This is a genomic window from Streptomyces sp. NPDC054786, from assembly GCF_053611685.1.
Map to the genome: position 1 here is coordinate 55,903 of NZ_JBSHAW010000046.1, position 18,396 is coordinate 74,298.

Consider the following 18,396-nt stretch of genomic DNA (forward strand, 5'->3'; position numbering starts at 1 on the left):
GCCGGGCGGGTGCGGGAACTTGTGACCGCCGAGCTGGACTGAGTCACACTGGTGTGATGTCGTCACCCCGCCGCGCGTGCCCCGTCTGCACCCGAGAGATCGCCGTTGTCGGCGGCCGCTATGCCCGCCATGACCCGCCCGGCCGGCGGACGGTGCTGGAGCTGATCTCCTGCCCGGGGTCGCGCAGGATCGCGCCGATGATGGCGCCGGCGGAGAAGCTGTTCGACCCCGAGGAGCCGCCGATGCCGGGGCAGCAGCCGCTGTTCTGAGTCGGGGTGCCCGTCCTCTCACCCGTGACGGGTGCCCGCCCGAAACGCCAACTACGGTGCCAGCACGTCCAGTTCGGCCATCGCACCGGCCGTGATCTCGCGGGTCAGGGACTCCGCGCGCGCCGCGTCGCCGGTGCGTACCGCCTCCGCGACCTGGACATGGAGGGTGACCGCGGCCGGGTCGGGGTCGGTGAACATCACATGGTGCTGGGTGCGGCCGGTCAGGACGGCGGCGACCACATCGCCGAGCCGGGCGAACATCTCATTGCCGGAGGCGGTCAGTACGACCCGGTGGAAGGCCATGTCGTGGACGAGGTAGGCGTCGAGCTGCTGGCCGCGTGAGGTGGCGACCATGCCCATGGCCTGTTCGGTGAGTTCGGCGCACTGCGCGGGGGTGGCGTGCTGGGCGGCGAGGCCCGCGGCGGCCGGTTCGATCGCCGAGCGCAGCACGGTCAGCGAGCGCAGCTGGCGGGAGCGGTCCCGGCCGGCCAGCCGCCAGCCGATCACCCGCGGGTCGTAGACGTTCCACTCCTCGGTGGGGCGGACGGTCACCCCCACGCGGCGCCGGGAGGCGACCAGCTGCATGGATTCCAGTACCCGGATCGCCTCGCGGATGACCGTGCGTGAGACGTCGAAGCGCTGCTCCAGCTCGTCCGTGCGCAGGATCGTGCCCGGAGGGTAGTCGCCCGCGGTGATCGCGGGTCCGAGGGACTCCAGCACACGGGCGTGCAGTCCCTTCCCCTCGTTTTCCATGGGGCAAGCCTACGTTCCCGCACCCCGACCAATTAAGTATGACGTTTGCGTCACAGGCTCTTGAATACGTCGTACCTAATGAGTTTCATTGGGGACCGCACGGGGTCAATGAAGACAGCGAGGTACTACGGGATGAGCACCCCCGACGTGATCGTCGTGATGGGCGTGGCCGGCACCGGCAAGACCACGATCGGCCCGCTGGTGGCCCGTGAACTGGGCGTCCCGTACGCCGAGGGTGACGACTTCCATCCGCCCGCCAACATCGCCAAGATGTCGGCGGGCACCCCGCTGGACGATGACGACCGCGGCCCGTGGCTGGACGCCATCGGCGCCTGGGCGCACGAGCGGGCCGGGCACGGCGGTGTGGTCAGCAGCTCCGCGCTCAAGCGCGCCTATCGCGACCGGCTGCGTGCCGCCGCCCCCGGAGTCGTCTTTCTGCACCTCACCGGGGACCGCGCGCTGATCGAGGAGCGGATGGCCGAGCGCAGGGGCCACTTCATGCCGACCGCGCTGCTGGACTCCCAGTTCGCCACGCTCGAACCGCTCGGGCCCGACGAGTCCGGTGTCGCCGTGGACGTCTCCGGCACCCCGCAGGAGATCGCCGGGCGCGCGGTGGCCGCACTGCGCGCGACGGCCGGATAACCCCGCCCCGACACCCGCACCTCAGCACCCCCCTTTCCCCCTCCGTCCAACCAAGGGAATCTCCGTGACACATCTCAGCGTCGAGATGCTCGCAGCGGATGCGACCGAGCCCATCACCTCGGCCGGTCACGCACAGCTGGGCATCGCCGTCCTGGCCGGCATCGCCGTCATCGTCCTGCTCATCACCAAGTTCAAGCTGCACGCCTTTCTGTCGCTGATCATCGGTTCGCTGGTGCTCGGCGCGGTGGCCGGCGCACCGCTCGACAAGGCCATCACCAGCTTCTCGACGGGGCTGGGCACGACGGTCGCGGGCACGGGTGTGCTGATCGCGCTCGGTGCCGTCCTCGGCCGGCTGCTCGCCGACTCCGGCGGCGCGGACCAGATCGTCGACACGATCCTGGCGAGGGCGAGCCGGCGGGCGATGCCCTGGGCGATGGTGCTGATCGCCGGGATCGTGGGGCTGCCGATCTTCTTCGAGGTCGGCATCGTGCTGCTGATCCCCGTGGTGCTGCTGGTCGCCAAGCGCGGCAACTTCTCGCTGATGCGGATCGGCATCCCCGCGCTGGCCGGACTGTCCGTCATGCACGGGCTGATACCCCCGCACCCCGGTCCGCTGGTGGCGATCGACGCGGTCGGCGCGAACCTCGGCGTCACGCTGGCGCTCGGTGTGGTCGTCGCCATCCCGACCGCGATCATCGCCGGTCCGGTCTTCTCCCGTTACGCGGCCCGCTGGGTCGACATCCGCCCGCCCGAGAAGATGGTGCCCGAGCGCGCCTCCGACGACCTGACGAAGCGGCCCGGGTTCGGGATCACCGTGGCCACCGTGCTGCTGCCGGTGGTGATGATGATGGCCAAGGCGCTGGTGGACATCGTCATCGACGATCCGGAGGACCCCGTCCAGCGGGTCTTCGACGTCGTCGGCTCCCCGCTGATCGCGCTGCTCACCGCCGTCCTCGTCGCGATGTTCACGCTGGGCCGGGCGGCCGGCTTCACCCGCGGCCGGATCGCCACCACCGTCGAGAAGTCGCTCGCCCCGATCGCCGGTGTGGTGCTGATCGTCGGCGCGGGCGGCGGCTTCAAGCAGACGCTGGTGGACGCCGGCGTCGGCCAGATGATCCTGGACATCTCCAAGGGCTGGAACATCTCCGCGCTGCTGCTGGCCTGGCTGATCGCGGTCACCATCCGGCTCGCGACCGGCTCCGCGACGGTGGCCACCATCTCCGCCGCCGGGCTGGTCGCCCCGCTCGCCGCGGACATGAGCACCACCCATGCCGCACTGCTGGTGCTGGCCATCGGATGCGGTTCGCTGTTCTTCAGCCACGTCAACGACGCCGGATTCTGGCTGGTCAAGGAGTACTTCGGGATGAACGTCGGCCAGACGCTGAAGACCTGGTCGGTGATGGAGACGCTGATCTCGGTCGTCGGGATCGGGTGCGTCCTGCTGCTCTCCCTGGTCCTTTAGAGCCGGTCCGTGGGCCCGGTCCGTCGGGCCGTTGAACTTTCCGGACGGGTCACCGTCCCGGGCGCCCCACCCCCCTCAGGCGCCTGTCCCCGGCACGAGGCCGTACGAGCGGATTCCCGCTCGTACGGCCTCGTGCGCATGAGGGCGGGTCCCCGGTGTCCGCGGCCGGGGGCTTCGCACCGCGGCGTACGAGCACGACCGCCGCGAGGCCGACGGCCAGTCCGGCGGCGGTCTGCGGGCCGAACGGTTCGCCGAACATGGCGGCTCCCCACAGCGCCGTGACGGGTGCCATCAGGAACATCAGGGTGTTCACCGCGGTGATGCCGGAGCGCCTGAGGATCAGCCAGTACAGCCCGTACCCGCCGAAGGTGGACAGCGCCACCAGCCAGCAGACCGCGGCCCAGAAGGAGGGCGAGGCGGGCGGCCGTACGGAGCCGGTGCCCGCGGCGAGCGCGGTGAAGAGGACGGCGCTGGTGGTGCAGTGGACGGTCATCGACACCGACGGTGGGACCCGGGTGCGCGAGCGGCCTTCCAGGAACGTGGCCGCGACCAGCGAGGCCATCCCGAGGAACGGGACGAGGTACGCCCACCGGCTCACACCCGCGTCGGCCGAGGCGTCGGCCGTGGTGACCAGGGCGACGCCGCCCACGCCCAGGCACAGGCCGAGCCACTGCCGGCGGGAGACGTACTGGCGCAGCAACGGCCCGGCGAGCGCCCCGGCCACCAGGGGCTGGGTGCCATCGATCAGGGCCGTGGTGCCGCTGGAGACCCCGAGCTGGATCGCGTAGTAGACGGTGAACAGATAGCCGCTCTGTGACAGTGCGCCGACGGCGGCCTGCCGGGCCACGTCCCGTGCCGTCAGGCCCCGCCATGCGGCGCGGGCGGCGGTGGCCGCAACGAGGGCGAGGACGGCGGCGAGCGGCAGGAACCGCCACATCAGGAGCGTGACCGCGGGCGCGCTGCCCGCGCCGAGCTTGGCGCCGATGAAGCCGGAACTCCAGCACAGCACAAAGGCGGCCGAGAGCAGGAGCTGCATGCCACTCTCCTTCGGTAGACCGATCTGTATACCTCTCCTTTCACTATACAGATCGGTATACTTTTGACCATGGGTACTTCGGAGAAGCCTCGACGGATCACCATGACGCCTGCCGCGCGACGCGCCCTGGCGGCCGCCGAGCGGCTGTTCTACGAGCGCGGCATCCATGCCGTCGGGGTCGATCTGATCGCGGCCGAGGCCGGGGTGACGAAGAAGACCCTCTACGACCGGTTCGGCTCCAAGGAGCAGATCGTCGTGGAGTACCTCGCGGACCGCGATGAACGCTGGCGGGCCTTTCTCGCGCCGTACCTCGACGCCGCGCGGCCGTCACCCGCGGCGGGGGTCCTGGCGGTCTTCGACGCCTCTCGCGCCTGGTCGGCACGGCACAGCGCCAAGGGGTGCAGCATGGTCAACGCCCACGCCGAGATCAGCGATCCCGCCCACCCCGCGTACGCGATCATCACCGCGCAAAAGGAGTGGATGCTGGCGCTGTTCACCGATCTCGTCAGGGCCGCCGCCCCCGATGCCGGCCGGCTGGGCCGGGCGCTGATGCTCCTTCACGAAGGGGCCTTGGTCGCCCACGGCCTGGGCATCTTCCCCGACCCGATCGGTCAGGCCCGCGACGAGGCACAGACGCTGCTCACCGCCGCGGGGGTGGGGCCGTGACCGGTGGGGACGTGACCGCCGGCCGGTCCGCTGTGCCGGCCGGCGGTGTTCACCGGGCCGCCGCTGCCGTGCCCGCGCCGAGGTAGGCCCCGAGGGCCGCGGTGATCTGCGCCGTCGCGTCCTTCGCCGGTGCGGCGAGGGCGAGATAGCCGTCGGGGCGGACGAGGAGGACGGCGGGGCCGGGGCCGTAGGCGTCGCGGATATGGCCGTCGGTGTCGATCAGATCGGGGGCCGGGCCGCCGACGCGGACGAGGCGCAGCAGGGCCGGATCGGCGGGCAGCGCACTGTCGTCGATGCCCGTGCCGCCCAGGTCGAGCAGGGTGAAGTGCGGGCCCCGGAAGGCGTCGAAGAGCCGGGTGGGCTTGCCGTCGGCCGTGCTGCACGGGGCGTCGGGGGCCCGGTCGCCCGCGACGGGTGTGCCCTCGGCGAGGTCCCCGCGCAGCTCCTGCGTCAGCGGGCTGTCGGGGTAGCCGATGTCGAGCTGGTGCAGATCGCGGCCGCGGCGCAGGTCTCCGGAGCGGTGGAGCCGGGTGCTGGTGTCCAGGATGCGCGCGGCGATCGGGCGGCGCTCGGCCTCATAGGTGTCGAGCAGGGTGTCGGGGGCGCCGTGCCGCAGCACCTGTCCGAGCTTCCAGCCGAGGTTGTAGGCGTCCTGGACGCTGGTGTTCAGGCCCTGCCCGCCCGCCGGGGAGTGGATGTGCGCGGCATCGCCGGCCAGGAAGGCCCGGCCGGTGCGGTAGGTGTCCACCATGCCCGCCTTGGGGCGGAAGAGGGAGGACCACAGGACCTCGTGGATCTGCTCGGCGCCGAGGTGGGTGTGGAGCGCGAGCAGGGCACGGACCGCCTCGGGAGAGGTGTCCGGGGATTCGGTGGGGGCCGCGACGAGGGCCTGGAAGTGGTCGGTGCCGGCCAGCGGAAGGAGGGCGGCGAACCCGCCGTGCGGCAGGAACCAGCGGTGCCAGTGGTCCCGGTCGAGACCGTCCACCCGGACGTCGGCGAGCACCACGGCGACCGGCTCCAGCGACGGGCCGCTCATCTTGGTACCCAGCGCCCTGCGTATGGTGCTGCGCCCGCCGTCGGCGGCGACCAGATAAGCGCCGTGCACGGTGCGCTCGGCCCCGTCGGCGTGGCGCAGGCGGGCCGTCACACCGGCGGAGTCCTGGTCGAATGCGGTGAGTTCGGTGCGGAAGAGCACCTCGCCGCCGAGCTCCAGCAGCCGCTCGTACAGCAGCTCCTGATTGCGGAACTGCGGCACCATCAGGGTGTTTGCATGCGGGATGGCGGGCGTCGGGTCGACCCGCTCGATCATCTCGCTGACCTCGGCGATCCGGCCGTTCTCCCAGCGGGCCATCTTCGGGTAGAGGCCGCCGGCCGCCCGCACGGCGTCCAGCACCCCGAGGTCGTCGTAGACCTCCTGGGTGCGCGGCTGCAGGCCGGTGCCGCGGGCGCCGGGGGAGAGGCGGTCCTGCCGCTCGACGATCAGGGTGCGCACACCACGGCGGGCGAGGTCGATGCCCAGGGCGAGGCCGGTGGGGCCCGCGCCGGCGATGAGTACGTCGACGGCCGCGCCGTCGTCGGGCAGGGCGGCGCCGAAGGCGTCCTTAACGTTGTTAAGTTCCATGGTTCCGAGAATGGCCTTAACGGTGTTAAGTTGTCAACGTGGCATCGAAACTTGACCGGAACCTGGTGGTGGAAACCGCCCTGCGGCTACTGAACGAGGTGGGCCTCGACGGGCTCACCCTGCGGCGTATCGCCAAGGAGCTGAACGTCCAGGCCCCCGCGCTGTACTGGCACTTCAAGAACAAGCAGGAGCTGCTGGACGAGATGGCCACGGAGATGTTCCGGCGGATGTCCGGGTCGCTGGTGACCGGGGGAGCCGGCCAGGGTCCGTTCGACGGCACCTGGCAGGAAACGCTCCTCGCCGGCTGCCGGGGAATGCGCCGCGAACTGCTCGGCTACCGCGACGGCGGCAAGGTCTTCAGCGGCACGCGGATGACCGACGAGAGCTACGCCGGGCCGCTCAACGGCATGATGAGCCGCTTCACCGAGGCGGGCTTCACCCTGCGCGGCGCGGCGCGGGCCTGGTGGACGGCGTACAACTACACCGTGGGCCTGGTGATCGAGGAGCAGTCGGTCCACCCGGTGCCCGGACAGCCGGATACCCGCGACCCGGCCTACGACCTGGCCGACCGCGAGCGGCGCCTCGGCGCGGACTTTCCCCTCGCGGTGCTGGCCGGCCAGGAGCTGTTCGGCGACATCGAGCAGGTCTTCGAGGCCGGGCTGCGCATCATCGTGGCCGGGATCGCGGCCACCGTGGGCCCGGACGCGGCGGACTGATCAGCGCCGCGGGTCGATCGACCGCCTCAACGCGGGCGTCAGCGGACGCTCGACGAAGCGGTGCAGGACCCACGCGAGCAGCAGCATCAGTCCGACGGTCAGCGTCAGCGTCGCATACGAGGGCAGTCCGATGCCGTGGTGCAGCGCCCGCACCACGACCCAGCCCAGATGCTCGTGCACGAGGTAGAAGGGGTAGGTCAGCGCGCCGGCCACGGTCAGCCAACGCCAGTTCGCCCACTGCAGTTTGCCCAGCGCGACCGCCGCGACCAGGGCGAAGCCGAGGGTGACGACGGCGATGATGGCGGCCGTCGAGCGGTAGGAGAACGCGGTGGCCGACGGCGCGTGCCACAGCCCGGCGACCGCGTAATGCTGGCCGATCAGCCAGCTGACCAGCACTATCGCCCAGGCGATCGGATCGCGGGCGCCATAGCGGTGCAGCAGATACAGGCCCACCCCGCCGATGAAGAACGGGGCGTACTCGGGCATCAGGACCGTGTCGAGGAAGGGCTGGTGCGCGGCCTGCGCGAGCGCGGCGGCCAGCGTCCAGCCCGCGCAGAAGAACACCACCCGGCCGCGGGTGGCGCCGGGCAGGACGACACAGAGCGCGAAGAGGGCGTAGAAGCGCATCTCCGCCCAGAGGGTCCAGCACACCCCGAGCACCCGGTGCACGCCCAACGGCTGCTGCAGCATGGTCAGATTGGTCAGCACCTCGCTGGGCGGCAGCGCCTTGTAGGCGACCCAGGGGAGCGCGAAGACCGCGGTGATCAGCAGGACCGCGGCCCAGTACGCCGGATAGAGGCGGGAGATGCGGGAGGCGATGAACGCGCGCAGCGTCCGGCCCCAGCCGCTCAGGCAGATCACAAAGCCGCTGATCACGAAGAAGATCTGCACGCCCAGACAGCCGTAGGCGAACAGGGGTGCGGCGGTGGGGAATTGATGGGCCGGCGAACCGCCCCAGGCCTGCGATATCTCGCCGTTGCGCCCGCCGTAGTGGTACGCGGCGACCATCAGCGCGGCGAGCAGCCGCAGCCCGTCCAGGGCGCGCAGCCGCGACGAACCGCCGCGGCTGCGCCCCCGTATTGCAGGCTGCGGGGCAGTGGTGACGAGATCCGGCGCGACGGGCGGTGCGTCGGTCGTCAGTTGGGGCGTGCTCATCCGAACGCGGCTCGCTTCTTCAGCCGCCGCTGCACCGCACGCGCACGCCGCGCGACCCGGCGGACGGTGGCATTGCGCGGAAGGAACGACAGCTGGGACGGAAGCGCGCCGGGCAGCGCCAGCGCGGTCAGCCGGCGGCGCTTGAAGTAGCGCCAGGTGACCTGGTCGAGGTGGGCCGCGAGATAGCGCTCGGCGGCCGGCCGCAGCTGCGGATAGATCTGGTGCTGCATCGCATAGCCGACCGCGGTGATCAGGCCCTCGATGCTCTCGGCGGTGACGAAGGCGCGCGGACGCTCGCTGCGGTCCCCCAGGTCGGGCACCAGCGCGTCGACGAGGGTGACCGGGATCCGGTTGCTGTTCTGGTACGGCGCGAGCCGCTCCAGCAGCAGACCGGTGCCGGCCCGCGCGGTCGGCAGACCGTAGAACGTGGCCGCCGTCAGCAGTGCGGTGGAGAAGCAGCCGACGACCAGCGCGGGCCGCATCCGCTGGTAGAGCACCTCGGCCAGCACCGGGCTGTCCAGCACGGTCAGCGTGATGTCCAGCTTCTCGGCCTCCCGCTCCAGCAGCCGCGACCAGCGGGCCGGCGCGGACGGGTGCGGTTTGAAGACGATCTCGCGGTGGCCGCGCTCGGCGGCGCCGCGCACCATCCGCACATGCAGCTCCTCTTCCTCCTCGGGGGTGAGGATGCCCAGCGCGGAGAGGTACTGGCCGAGCAGCAGCGCGGCGCCCTCCGGGACCGCCACCTCGCCACTGACGTCGGAGAGTTCGGCCAGCACCTTGGTGAAGGCATCGGTCGGCACGGTCTGCGGCCGGACGTCGAACTCGGTGAGCAGCAGCGGCATCAGGCCCGGCACCAGATCCAGATGCAGCAGCCGGTTGATACGGGTGCCGACCAGCGGGTCGAGCTTGTTGCGGGTGGGCCCGTAGCTCATCAGCCCGTCGGCGTAGACGTCGATCGGCGCGTCCGGGAACAGCTGGGCGATCGCCAGCGCCGGGTTGACCTGGATGGACTCCACGACCAGCTCGATGTGGTCGTCGCCCAGGCCCCACAGCAGCCGCAGATGCCGCTCCCACAGCGGGACGTCGTCCGAGCGCGGCGACCAGCCGCCGGGGTGGAACGGGCTGATCGTCTCGTTCCACGACAGCACCCCGTCGAAGCGGCCGCGCAGCCGCTCGAAGCCGGGCATGGTGTCCAGCGACGCGGTGGTCTCCGGGGTCGTCGCGTTGTTGCTGAGCAGCAGCAGCCGGCGGTCGGCCGGTGCGAAGCAGTCGGCGTCCAGTGCGGCGGCGAGCGTCGCCGCACCGTAGAGCGTGGACGCCACGAAGATCTGGGTACGCGGTCGGGTGGACATCAGGCGGCGACCTCCGCCGGGACAGGGCGACGGCGCAGCCGCCGCAGCCGGGACGCGCGCTGCACATCCATCGAATCCAGGGCTTCCTTCAGTACGTCCTGCGGCATGCGTTTCATGGCCGCGGCGCTCATCGAGCGCAATTTACGGGCCACCTGCGGTTCGAAACGTTCGATCGAACCGAGATGGTGGGAAATGATCGCGCAATACGTGCGCACCGCCTTCGGCAGCAGAAGATCAGCATTGTGGTCCTGAGCCGTTTCCTCGATCACCTGATCGAAGGCGCGAATGAAGTCCAATTGCCGCACATCCCCGATCTGGGTCAGTGAGGACGCCACTCCGCGCCGGTAGAAAACCCCGAGCAGCCCGACCACCGCCATGGACTTCGCCTCGCGGTGCAGCCGCCAGATCCACGGGCGGTCCTCCGCGGTACGCAGTCCGTCCCTGAAATGCAGCACCCCCTCGTCCAGCAGCCGGCGGTGGTACATCCCGGCCCAGGCGAAGGCGTAGTCGACGGAGGTGGAGCGGTCCGCGGGCAGGATCACCTCGCGCGGGTCCATCACCACCCCGCGCCGGCCGTGCGGAACACGGTGGACGGTGCGCGCGCGGGCGGTGCACTGGACATGGTCGGTACGGACGAAGTCACATCCCAACTCCTCGATACTGCGGAGGAGTTCGGGGTAGTAGCCGGGGGCGAGCCAGTCGTCGCCGTCCAGGAAGGTGACGTACTCGCCGCGGGCCTCGTCCAGGCCGGTGTTCCGGGCGGTGGCCAGGCCGCCGTTCTGTTCGTGCCGCAGGAGTCTGGCGCCCGGCAGCTCGCGCTCGGCGCGCGCGAGAATCTCCGGGGTCTCGTCGCGGGAACAGTCGTCGACGAGCAGGAATTCAAAGTCCTCGCGGGCGTTGGCCGCCAGGCTTTTCAGGGTGTCGGGCGCGTATGTCTGCACGTTGTAGAACGGCACGATGACGGAGAGCTTAACCACCTGGGTGACGTTAGGCGCGGAGGCGGCATTCGTCTTTACCGGGTGCGGACCGCAAGGTGAACGAAGAATGTCGGGACGGTTAACCAGGCCGACAAGCGAGCCGGTTAGTCATTCGTCGACCCGCTGTTAACCCTTTGTTGCGGCCCAGTTGGCCCGCCAAACGGAATGGCTTCCTAGCGTCTTGGACGTGCCATCACGTACCAGCTCTTCGCCGCGGGTCGCCGTACTCGCCGACTCGGATACCCGATGGAAATGGGGCGCTTTGACAGCGTACCGAATCCAATCGGACATCCGCCTCGACGGCTACCTTCTCCGCGGCCGCGCCACTCCCACGGTCCGCCAGCTCGACGAGGTCGGCGCCCGTGCGGACTCGCTGCGCGAAATCAGGGGCGTCGACTTCGTGCGGTCCATCGACCGTACGCGCTACGACGTCGTCGTGCTGGCCTGTGTCGGTGGTGCGGTGCAGGCGATGCTGCACGGCCTCGCCCGCGCCTGGCAGCGTGCCGAACGCCGCCCCGTCGTCGTCACCGGCTATGTCGGCGTGGTCTACGAGAAGCTCGCTGACGGGCTGCTGCTGCGGCACGGCGCGGATGTCGTCCTCGCCAACTCCCGGCACGACGCGGACCGGTTCCGCGAGGTCTACCGCGGGGTCGGAGCCGACGGCGGCAGCGTCGTCGAGTGCGCCCTGCCGTTCCTCGGCGGCGCGCGCTACCGCGGCGAGAGCGCCACCGGCGCGCGTGACCCCTACACCGTGGTGTTCGCCGCCCAGCCCTCCGTCCCGGAGAGCCGCGCGGACCGGTCGTACCTGCTGCGCCGGGCCGTGGAGCACGCCCGCCGGCACCCGGACCGCGAGGTGCTGATCAAGCTCCGCAGCAAGCCGGGCGAGCACACCACCCATATCGAGGAACTGCCCTACCAGAAGCTCGCCGGCAAGGCCGCCGGCGGCCTGCCCGCCAACTGCCGCCTGGTGTACGGCAACATGGGCGAGGTCCTGGACCGCACGGACCTGATGGTGACGGTCAGCTCGACCGCCGCCCTGGAGTCGCTGCACCGCGGCATCCCCACCGCCGTCCTCACCGACCTCGGCATCCGCGAGGTCCTCGGCAACCACCACTTCCTCGGCTCCGGCTGCCTCGCCTCCTGGGACGAGCTGGACGCCGGACACCGCCCGGAGCCCGACGCCCACTGGCTCGCCCGGCAGGGCGTCGCTGCCGAGGGGGACTACGAGCAGGCCTTCGACGCCGCCCGCGCCCGGGTCACCGAGCTGCGCACCGCCGACCGGCTGCCGCCGATCACCCCGTACTACACACCCCGCACCGCCCCCGGCTACCTCCCCGGCCTCCTCGCCCGGCACGGCCTGGACCCGCACGGCGAGCCGGTCGCCGGCTACGCGGACGCCCCCGAGGAGACCGGCGGACTGCGCCGGGTCGCCCGCGAGACGGTCCGCGAGGCCGCCCGCGGCGCCTACCGCCACGGCGTCCAGCGCGTCGCCCCCGCCATCCGCCGCTGGGGGCAGCTGTGACCCTCCCGCCGCCCGCCAGCCCCCGGAGCCCGCACGGCCCCCGGAAGGAGCCCGAAATGCCGCCGACCCCGCAGAGCAGCCCGCCGACCGTGGTTGCCGTGATCCCCGCCCGCGGCGGATCCAAGGGCGTGCCCGCCAAGAACCTCGCCGCCGTCGGGGGAGTGCCCCTGGTGGCCCGCGCGGTCCGCGAATGCCGCGCCGCCCGCCTGGTCACCGACGTCGTGGTGTCCACCGACGACGCCGGGATCGCGGCCGCGGCCCGCGGCGCCGGAGCGGTCGTCGTACGGCGCCCCGGCGACATCGCGGGCGACACCGCCACCAGCGAGGCCGCCGTGCTGCACGCCATGGACGCCTACGAGGGCGAGCACGGCACCCGGGTCGACGCGGTGCTGCTGGTCCAGTGCACCAGCCCGTTCATCGTCCGCGAGGACATCGACTCGGTGGCCGCCGCGGTCGTCGAGGGCGGCGCCGACAGCGCGCTGACCGTGGCACCGTTCCACGGCTTCGTCTGGCGCGATGCCGCCGATGACGCGGGGGTGAGCCCGGCTCCCGCCGAGCGGCCCGCCGGCGCCACGGTCCCCGCGCAGCCCGTCGTCACCGCCCCGGCCCCCGTCACCACCGCAGGCGGCTACGGCGTCAACCACGACAAGTCCTTCCGGCCGCGCCGCCAGGACCGCCCCCAGGACCTGCTGGAGACCGGCGCCGCCTACGCCATGGACGCGACCGGCTTCCGCGCCGCCGGCCACCGCTTCTTCGGCCGCACCGAGCTGGTCCGTACCGACCCCGCCCGGGTGCTGGAGATCGACGATCCGCACGACCTGGCCCGCGCCCGCGCGCTCGCGCCGCTGCTGGACGCCCCGCGGCCCGGCGCCCTCCCCACCCTCGACGACATCGACGCCGTCGTCCTCGACTTCGACGGCACCCAGACGGACGACCGGGTGCTGATCGACGCCGACGGACGGGAGATCGTCGCGGTGCACCGCGGCGACGGCCTCGGCATCGCCGCCCTGCGCAAGGCGGAGCTGAAGCTGCTGATCCTGTCCACGGAGACCAACCCGGTCGTCGCCGCACGGGCCCGCAAGCTGCGGGTGCCCGTCCTGCACGGCATCGACCGCAAGGACCTCGCCCTCAAGCAGTGGTGCGAGGAAGCGGGCATCGCGCCCGAGCGCGTGCTCTACGTCGGCAACGACGTCAACGACCTCCCGTGCTTCGACCTCGTCGGCTGGCCCGTCGCGGTCGCCGGGGCCCACGACGTGGTGCGCGGCGCGGCCCGCGCGGTCACCGCGACGCCCGGAGGCAGCGGCGCGATCCGCGAGATCGCCGCCTGGCTCCTGGGCCCGTCCCTGTAACCCACCCAGACCCCCCCCGCACCACCCTGATCAACCCGCACACCCCCTGATCGACACGAAGGAATCCTCCCCATGAGCAGCAACTCCCGCCTCCGCACCCTCGGCTCCCGCGAGGCCGGCCCCGGCCGCCCCGTCTACGTCACCGGCGAGATCGGCATCAACCACAACGGTGACCTGGAGAACGCGTTCGCGCTGATCGACGCCGCCGCCGACGCCGGCTGTGACGCGGTGAAGTTCCAGAAGCGGACCCCGGAGATCTGCACCCCGCGCGACCAGTGGGACATCGAGCGTGACACCCCCTGGGGCCGGATGACCTACATCGACTACCGCCACCGTGTGGAGTTCGACGAGGACGGCTACCGCGCCATCGACGAGTACTGCAAGAAGCGCGGCATCGCCTGGTTCGCCTCCCCGTGGGACGTCGAGTCCGTCGCCTTCCTGGAGAAGTTCGACGTGCCCTGCTACAAGGTCGCCTCCGCCTCGCTCACCGACGACGACCTGCTGCGTGCCATGCGCGCCACCGGCCGCACCGTCATCCTCTCGACGGGCATGTCCACCCCCAAGCAGATCCGGCACGCCGTCGAGGTCCTGGGCAGCGAGAACATCCTGCTCTGCCACGCCACCAGCACCTACCCGGCCAAGGCCGAGGAGCTCAACCTGCGGATGATCAACACCCTGCAGGACGAGTACCCCAACGTCCCGATCGGCTACAGCGGCCACGAGACCGGTCTGCAGACCACCCTCGCCGCGGTCGCCCTCGGCGCCACCTTCGTCGAGCGCCACATCACCCTCGACCGCGCGATGTGGGGCTCCGACCAGGCCGCCTCCGTCGAGCCCGGCGGCCTGTCCCGCCTGGTCCGTGACATCCGCACCATCGAGGAGTCCCTCGGTGACGGCGTCAAGAAGGTCTACGAGAGCGAGCTCGGCCCGATGAAGAAGCTGCGCCGCGTCGCCGGCGTGGTGGCCGAGACCGAGGCCGGCGCCGAGCCGGCGGCGGTCTGACGGCCGGGCCGACGAACCGACGGGAACGATGGTGAGCTCACCTGAAGGGACCCGCGCCGGGTCCGTCACGCCCGGCGCCGGGGTCCCGCCCCAGGAGACGACGGGTACTCCCGCCCGTCGTCTCCTGGGGGTGCCGCGGCAGCGCTACCGGACCGCACGCGCCGGTGCCGGCCCGAACGCCGCCGCTCCCCGGGGCACCACCCTCGCGTTCGTCGAGAGCCCGGTGCAGCTGCTGAACGTCCTGGAATGGGCGCACACGGCACGGGCCACCGCGCTCACCGTCGTCGTGCTCTCCCCGCAGGACCCGATGACCCGCGGCCAGCTGCGCCGGATGGCCGAACTCGCCCGCGACGAAGGCCATGAGGTGCGCTGGGAAGAGGCCCGCGGCGGCCCGGCCGCACCCATGCGCACCGTCGGCGGGCTCACCCCGCTGCTGCGCCGGGCCCGCCGCATCGTCATCGGCGACCCGTTCTCCCGCTACGTCCAGCTGCTGCTCACCCTCACCAAGGCGCGCGATCTGGTCGTGGTCGACGACGGCACCGCCACCATGGAGTTCATCTCCCAACTCGCCCGCGGCGAACGGCTGGTGCGCTGGCACCGCAACGGCAGCGGGCGCGGCCCGCGGGACCTGGTCTTCGCGCCGTTCTCGGCCACCGCCCGGCGCCGGCTCACCCCGGCACCCGAGGGCGGCCGGCGCACCGTCGGCCTGTTCAGCTCGATGCCCGTCGAGGCACCGCCGGGCGTCGAGGTCATCACCAACGAGTTCGCCTGGACCCGCGGCCGCTTCGGCCCGCCCCGGCTCACCCGCGCCGCGGACATCGTCGGCACCTCGCTGGTGGAGACCGGAGTCGTGGACGACGACCGCTATCTGGCGGCGGTCCGCACGCTGGCCCGTACGCACGGCGCCACCCGCTACTTCGCACACCGCAAGGAGAGCACCGACAAGCTGCGCCGGCTCGTCGCGGAGACCGGCCTGGAGATCGTCCGCCCCGATCTGCCGCTCGAACTGATCGCCCGGCGCGGCCCCATCGGACGGCTGATCCTCAGCTTCCCCTCCACCGTCGTGCACACCCTGCCGCTCGCTCTGCTGGGCACCGAGGTCAAGGTCGCGGTCTGTGACATCGATCCGGAGTGGCTGACGGCCCACGCCTCACCGCGCGCCCAGGGTTTCCTCGACGGGGTCACCGGCACCGCCCGCGACGTGCAGCGACTGCCGTTCACCCAGCGGACGGCCGCCGGGTGAACGAGCGCGGGAAGCCTTACTGCATACCCGTCGCATAAACCGTCCATGCGCCGAGCGGCCTAGATTTTCTTCCCCTAACGGGCTGAACTTTTGTTGATCGAAGGACAGTTGCCCCATCGAGGCCCGTAACCTTCCACGGGTGAACCACTCGATCTCCCGCGATGCCGGCGCCGCCCGTACTCCCGCCGGGGACCAGCTCCCCGGCTCCCTCCCCGAGGCGCTGCGCGCCGAACTCGGCCTCTTCCGACGCGACTTGCACAGGCACCCCGAGCTCGGCAACCAGGAGTTCCGGACCACCGCGGCGCTCAAGGAACGGCTGGAGCGGGCCGGTCTGCGGCCCCGGGTACTGGCCATCGGCACCGGCCTGATCTGTGACATCGGCACCCCGGACGCCACGGCCGACGGACGGGCGCTCGCCACGGCCCCCGACCGCCCCCTGCTGGCCCTGCGCGCGGACATCGACGCCCTGCCCATCCCGGACACCAAGACCGTCGACTACGCCTCGACGGTCCCCGGCCGCGCGCACGCCTGCGGCCACGACGTGCACACCTCCGTCGTCCTCGGTGCCGGTCTGGTCCTGGCCGAGCTGGCCCGCGCCGGCGCCCTGCCGCGCCCCGTGCGGCTGATCTTCCAGCCGGCCGAGGAGGTGCTGCCGGGCGGCGCCTCCGACGCGATCGAGTCCGGCGCCCTGGAGGGCGTCGGCCGGATCCTCGCCGTGCACTGCGACCCGCGCGTCGACGCCGGCCGGATCGGGCTCCGTACGGGAGCGATCACCTCGGCCTGCGACCGTCTGGAGGTCGAGCTGGACGGCCCCGGCGGCCACACCGCCCGCCCGCACCTGACCACCGACATGGTCACCGCCGCGTCCCGGGTCGCCGTGGACGTACCGGCGCTGCTGTCCCGCCGGGTCGACGCCCGTGCCGGTCTCGCCGTCACCTGGGGCCGTCTGGCATCGGGCCACGCCTGCAATGTGATCCCGCAGCACGCCGAACTCTCCGGCACGGTCCGCTGTCTCGATCTCGACGCCTGGCGCAAGGCCCCGGACCTGGTGCATGCGGCGATCGACGAGGTGGCCGCGCTGCACGGCGCGAAGTCGCAGATCACCTACGTCCGCGGGGTGCCGCCGGTGGTCAACGAGCCGGTCACCGTCCAGCTGCTGCACTCCGCGATGGCCGCCCGCCGTGGTGAGGGCGCCATCGAGGACACCGAGCAGTCCCTCGGCGGCGAGGACTTCTCCTGGTACCTCGAACATGTCCCGGGCGCGATGGCCCGCCTCGGCGTCCACCCGCCCGCCGAGGCCACGCGCCGGGATCTGCACCGTGGTGACTTCGATGTGGACGAGCAGGCGATCAAGGTAGGCGTCGAACTCTTCACCGCTGCGGCGCTGCTTGCTGCCACTCCGTCGTAACCCCAGGTAGTGGTGGCCGTCAGCGCCCGTTCGCGACGATCCGATAACGGCTTCAGACGTCCCCTATTTCTGGCATCTACGCGCGTTACGATGCCGCGGAATCAGCGCCGACGGAGGCGCTACGAGTCGAAGGGGCCCCACGTGCGCCGGGTATCCAAGATCGTTGCCGCGGGCATCGCCACCGCGGCCCTCACTGTCTCGCTGAGCGCCTGCGGTGAATCGTCCACCGAGTCCGGTGGCAAGAACAAGGGCGTCGGACTCGCCTTTGACGTCGGCGGCCGGGACGACCACTCGTTCAACGAGGCGGCGGCCCGTGGCGTGGACAAGGCCGAGAAGGACCTCGGTGTGAAGTCCAAGATGATGACCGCCAAGAACGGTGAGACCGAGGCGGACCGCGAGCAGCGGCTGTCCTCGCTGGCCGAGGCGGGCTTCAACCCCGTCATCGGCGTCGGCTTCAACTACGGCAAGTCCGTCAACAAGGTCGCCAAGGACTACCCGGACACCACCTTCGGTGTGGTCGACTCCCCCTCCCAGGCCAAGAACGTCTACGGCATGGTCTTCGCCGAGCACGAGGGCTCCTACCTCGCCGGTGTCGCCGCCGCGCTGAAGAGCAAGACCCACAAGGTCGGCTTCATCGGCGGCGTGAACAACGCGCTGATCCAGAAGTTCCAGGCCGGCTTCGAGCAGGGCGTCCGGGACACCGACAAGAAGGCCAAGATCACCTCCGAGTACCTCTACGCCAACGACGACAAGGGCTTCAACGACCCGGCCGCCGCGAAGGGCAAGGCCAAGGGCATGCTCGACGCCGGCATCGACGTCATCTACACCGCGGCCGGCCAGTCCGGCAACGGCTCGATCGAGACGGTCGCCGGCAAGAAGGGCACCTGGGCGATCGGCGTCGACTCCGACCAGTACCTGCAGCCGGGTCTGACCCAGTACAAGAGCTCGATCCTCACCTCGGTGATGAAGAACGTCGATGTGGCGGTCTACGACCTCGTCAAGAGCGTCAAGGACAAGAAGCCGCTGACCGGCAACAAGAGCTACACCCTCAAGGACAACGGCGTGCGGCTGTCCACCTCGGGCGGCTTCATCGACGACATCCAGGGCAAGATCGACGCGGCGAAGAAGAAGATCGCGTCGGGCCAGGTGAAGGTCAGCGACACCCCCACCAAGCAGTAGGGCTCGTCCGGGCCGGGCACGCTGGCCACCGAGCCGCCGTGCCG

17 protein-coding genes are annotated in these 18,396 nt (G+C 71.4%); 11 read left to right on the forward strand and 6 right to left on the reverse strand.

Translation table 11 applies throughout. The features are described 5' to 3' along the window. Positions 1 to 56: 56 nt before the first annotated feature. Positions 57 to 269, forward strand: a complete 213-nt coding sequence (locus tag ACWGI6_RS31595; RefSeq protein WP_453270676.1) for a hypothetical protein — start codon at positions 57 to 59, stop codon at positions 267 to 269. A 51-nt stretch (positions 270 to 320) separates the two neighbouring features. On the opposite strand, the gene ACWGI6_RS31600 is transcribed toward ACWGI6_RS31595, so the two are convergent. Further along, on the reverse strand, positions 321 to 1,022 hold the full coding sequence (locus ACWGI6_RS31600) for a FadR/GntR family transcriptional regulator (protein WP_453270677.1): 702 nt from the start codon (positions 1,020 to 1,022) through the stop codon (positions 321 to 323). Positions 1,023 to 1,154: 132 nt separating this feature from the next. Between ACWGI6_RS31600 and ACWGI6_RS31605 the strand changes: the two genes are divergently transcribed. Both ACWGI6_RS31605 and ACWGI6_RS31610 read left to right on the forward strand, forming a co-directional pair. After that, positions 1,155 to 1,664, forward strand: coding sequence for a gluconokinase (locus ACWGI6_RS31605; RefSeq protein WP_453270678.1), 510 nt, complete (start codon positions 1,155 to 1,157; stop codon positions 1,662 to 1,664). Positions 1,665 to 1,728: 64 nt separating this feature from the next. Next, positions 1,729 to 3,126, forward strand: coding sequence for a GntT/GntP/DsdX family permease (locus tag ACWGI6_RS31610; protein WP_453270679.1), 1,398 nt, complete (start codon positions 1,729 to 1,731; stop codon positions 3,124 to 3,126). Positions 3,127 to 3,175: 49 nt separating this feature from the next. Here the strand turns inward: ACWGI6_RS31610 and ACWGI6_RS31615 are convergent, their stop codons facing one another. Beyond that, positions 3,176 to 4,162, reverse strand: a complete 987-nt coding sequence (locus ACWGI6_RS31615; RefSeq protein ID WP_453270680.1) for a DMT family transporter — start codon at positions 4,160 to 4,162, stop codon at positions 3,176 to 3,178. Between the two features lie 69 nt (positions 4,163 to 4,231). Between ACWGI6_RS31615 and ACWGI6_RS31620 the strand changes: the two genes are divergently transcribed. Continuing rightward, positions 4,232 to 4,828, forward strand: coding sequence for a TetR/AcrR family transcriptional regulator (locus ACWGI6_RS31620; protein ID WP_453270681.1), 597 nt, complete (start codon positions 4,232 to 4,234; stop codon positions 4,826 to 4,828). Between the two features lie 49 nt (positions 4,829 to 4,877). On the opposite strand, the gene ACWGI6_RS31625 is transcribed toward ACWGI6_RS31620, so the two are convergent. After that, complete coding sequence (locus ACWGI6_RS31625) at positions 4,878 to 6,449, reverse strand: FAD-dependent monooxygenase (RefSeq protein ID WP_453270682.1); 1,572 nt, start codon at positions 6,447 to 6,449, stop codon at positions 4,878 to 4,880. 38 nt (positions 6,450 to 6,487) lie between these two features. On the opposite strand from ACWGI6_RS31625, the gene ACWGI6_RS31630 reads away from it, so the two are divergent. Further along, on the forward strand, positions 6,488 to 7,165 hold the full coding sequence (locus tag ACWGI6_RS31630; protein ID WP_453270683.1) for a TetR/AcrR family transcriptional regulator C-terminal domain-containing protein: 678 nt from the start codon (positions 6,488 to 6,490) through the stop codon (positions 7,163 to 7,165). Here the strand turns inward: ACWGI6_RS31630 and ACWGI6_RS31635 are convergent, their stop codons facing one another. From ACWGI6_RS31635 to ACWGI6_RS31645, 3 genes are read right to left on the reverse strand one after another with little or no spacing between them, the layout of a single operon-like run. Next, the gene (locus tag ACWGI6_RS31635; protein WP_453270684.1) at positions 7,166 to 8,320 is read right to left on the reverse strand and encodes an acyltransferase family protein; all 1,155 of its coding nucleotides are present in this window, start codon (positions 8,318 to 8,320) and stop codon (positions 7,166 to 7,168) included. Then, positions 8,317 to 9,672: an alpha-2,8-polysialyltransferase family protein gene (locus ACWGI6_RS31640; RefSeq protein WP_453270685.1), complete on the reverse strand. Its 1,356-nt coding sequence runs from the start codon at positions 9,670 to 9,672 to the stop codon at positions 8,317 to 8,319. The genes ACWGI6_RS31635 and ACWGI6_RS31640 overlap by 4 nt, the downstream gene beginning before the upstream one ends. Then, positions 9,672 to 10,649 (reverse strand): glycosyltransferase family 2 protein, encoded by a 978-nt coding sequence (locus ACWGI6_RS31645; RefSeq protein WP_453270686.1) that lies wholly within the window; start codon positions 10,647 to 10,649, stop codon positions 9,672 to 9,674. The genes ACWGI6_RS31640 and ACWGI6_RS31645 overlap by 1 nt, the downstream gene beginning before the upstream one ends. 187 nt (positions 10,650 to 10,836) lie before the next feature. On the opposite strand from ACWGI6_RS31645, the gene ACWGI6_RS31650 reads away from it, so the two are divergent. From ACWGI6_RS31650 to ACWGI6_RS31675, 6 genes are all read left to right on the forward strand, one after another. Next, positions 10,837 to 12,171: a DUF6716 putative glycosyltransferase gene (locus ACWGI6_RS31650; RefSeq protein ID WP_453270687.1), complete on the forward strand. Its 1,335-nt coding sequence runs from the start codon at positions 10,837 to 10,839 to the stop codon at positions 12,169 to 12,171. Positions 12,172 to 12,227: 56 nt separating this feature from the next. After that, positions 12,228 to 13,520, forward strand: a complete 1,293-nt coding sequence (locus ACWGI6_RS31655) for a cytidylyltransferase domain-containing protein (protein WP_453270688.1) — start codon at positions 12,228 to 12,230, stop codon at positions 13,518 to 13,520. Between the two features lie 72 nt (positions 13,521 to 13,592). Further along, positions 13,593 to 14,522 carry an N-acetylneuraminate synthase family protein gene (locus tag ACWGI6_RS31660; RefSeq protein ID WP_453270689.1) on the forward strand — a complete coding sequence of 310 codons (930 nt, stop codon included), beginning with the start codon at positions 13,593 to 13,595 and terminating at the stop codon, positions 14,520 to 14,522. A gap of 28 nt (positions 14,523 to 14,550) precedes the next feature. After that, on the forward strand, positions 14,551 to 15,765 hold the full coding sequence (locus ACWGI6_RS31665) for a hypothetical protein (RefSeq protein WP_453270690.1): 1,215 nt from the start codon (positions 14,551 to 14,553) through the stop codon (positions 15,763 to 15,765). A gap of 139 nt (positions 15,766 to 15,904) precedes the next feature. Continuing rightward, positions 15,905 to 17,173 (forward strand): amidohydrolase, encoded by a 1,269-nt coding sequence (locus ACWGI6_RS31670; protein WP_453270691.1) that lies wholly within the window; start codon positions 15,905 to 15,907, stop codon positions 17,171 to 17,173. A gap of 141 nt (positions 17,174 to 17,314) precedes the next feature. Then, a complete protein-coding gene (locus tag ACWGI6_RS31675) occupies positions 17,315 to 18,352 on the forward strand; it encodes a BMP family lipoprotein (protein WP_030981298.1) in 1,038 nt (345 codons plus the stop codon). The last annotated feature ends 44 nt before the right edge of the window (positions 18,353 to 18,396 follow it).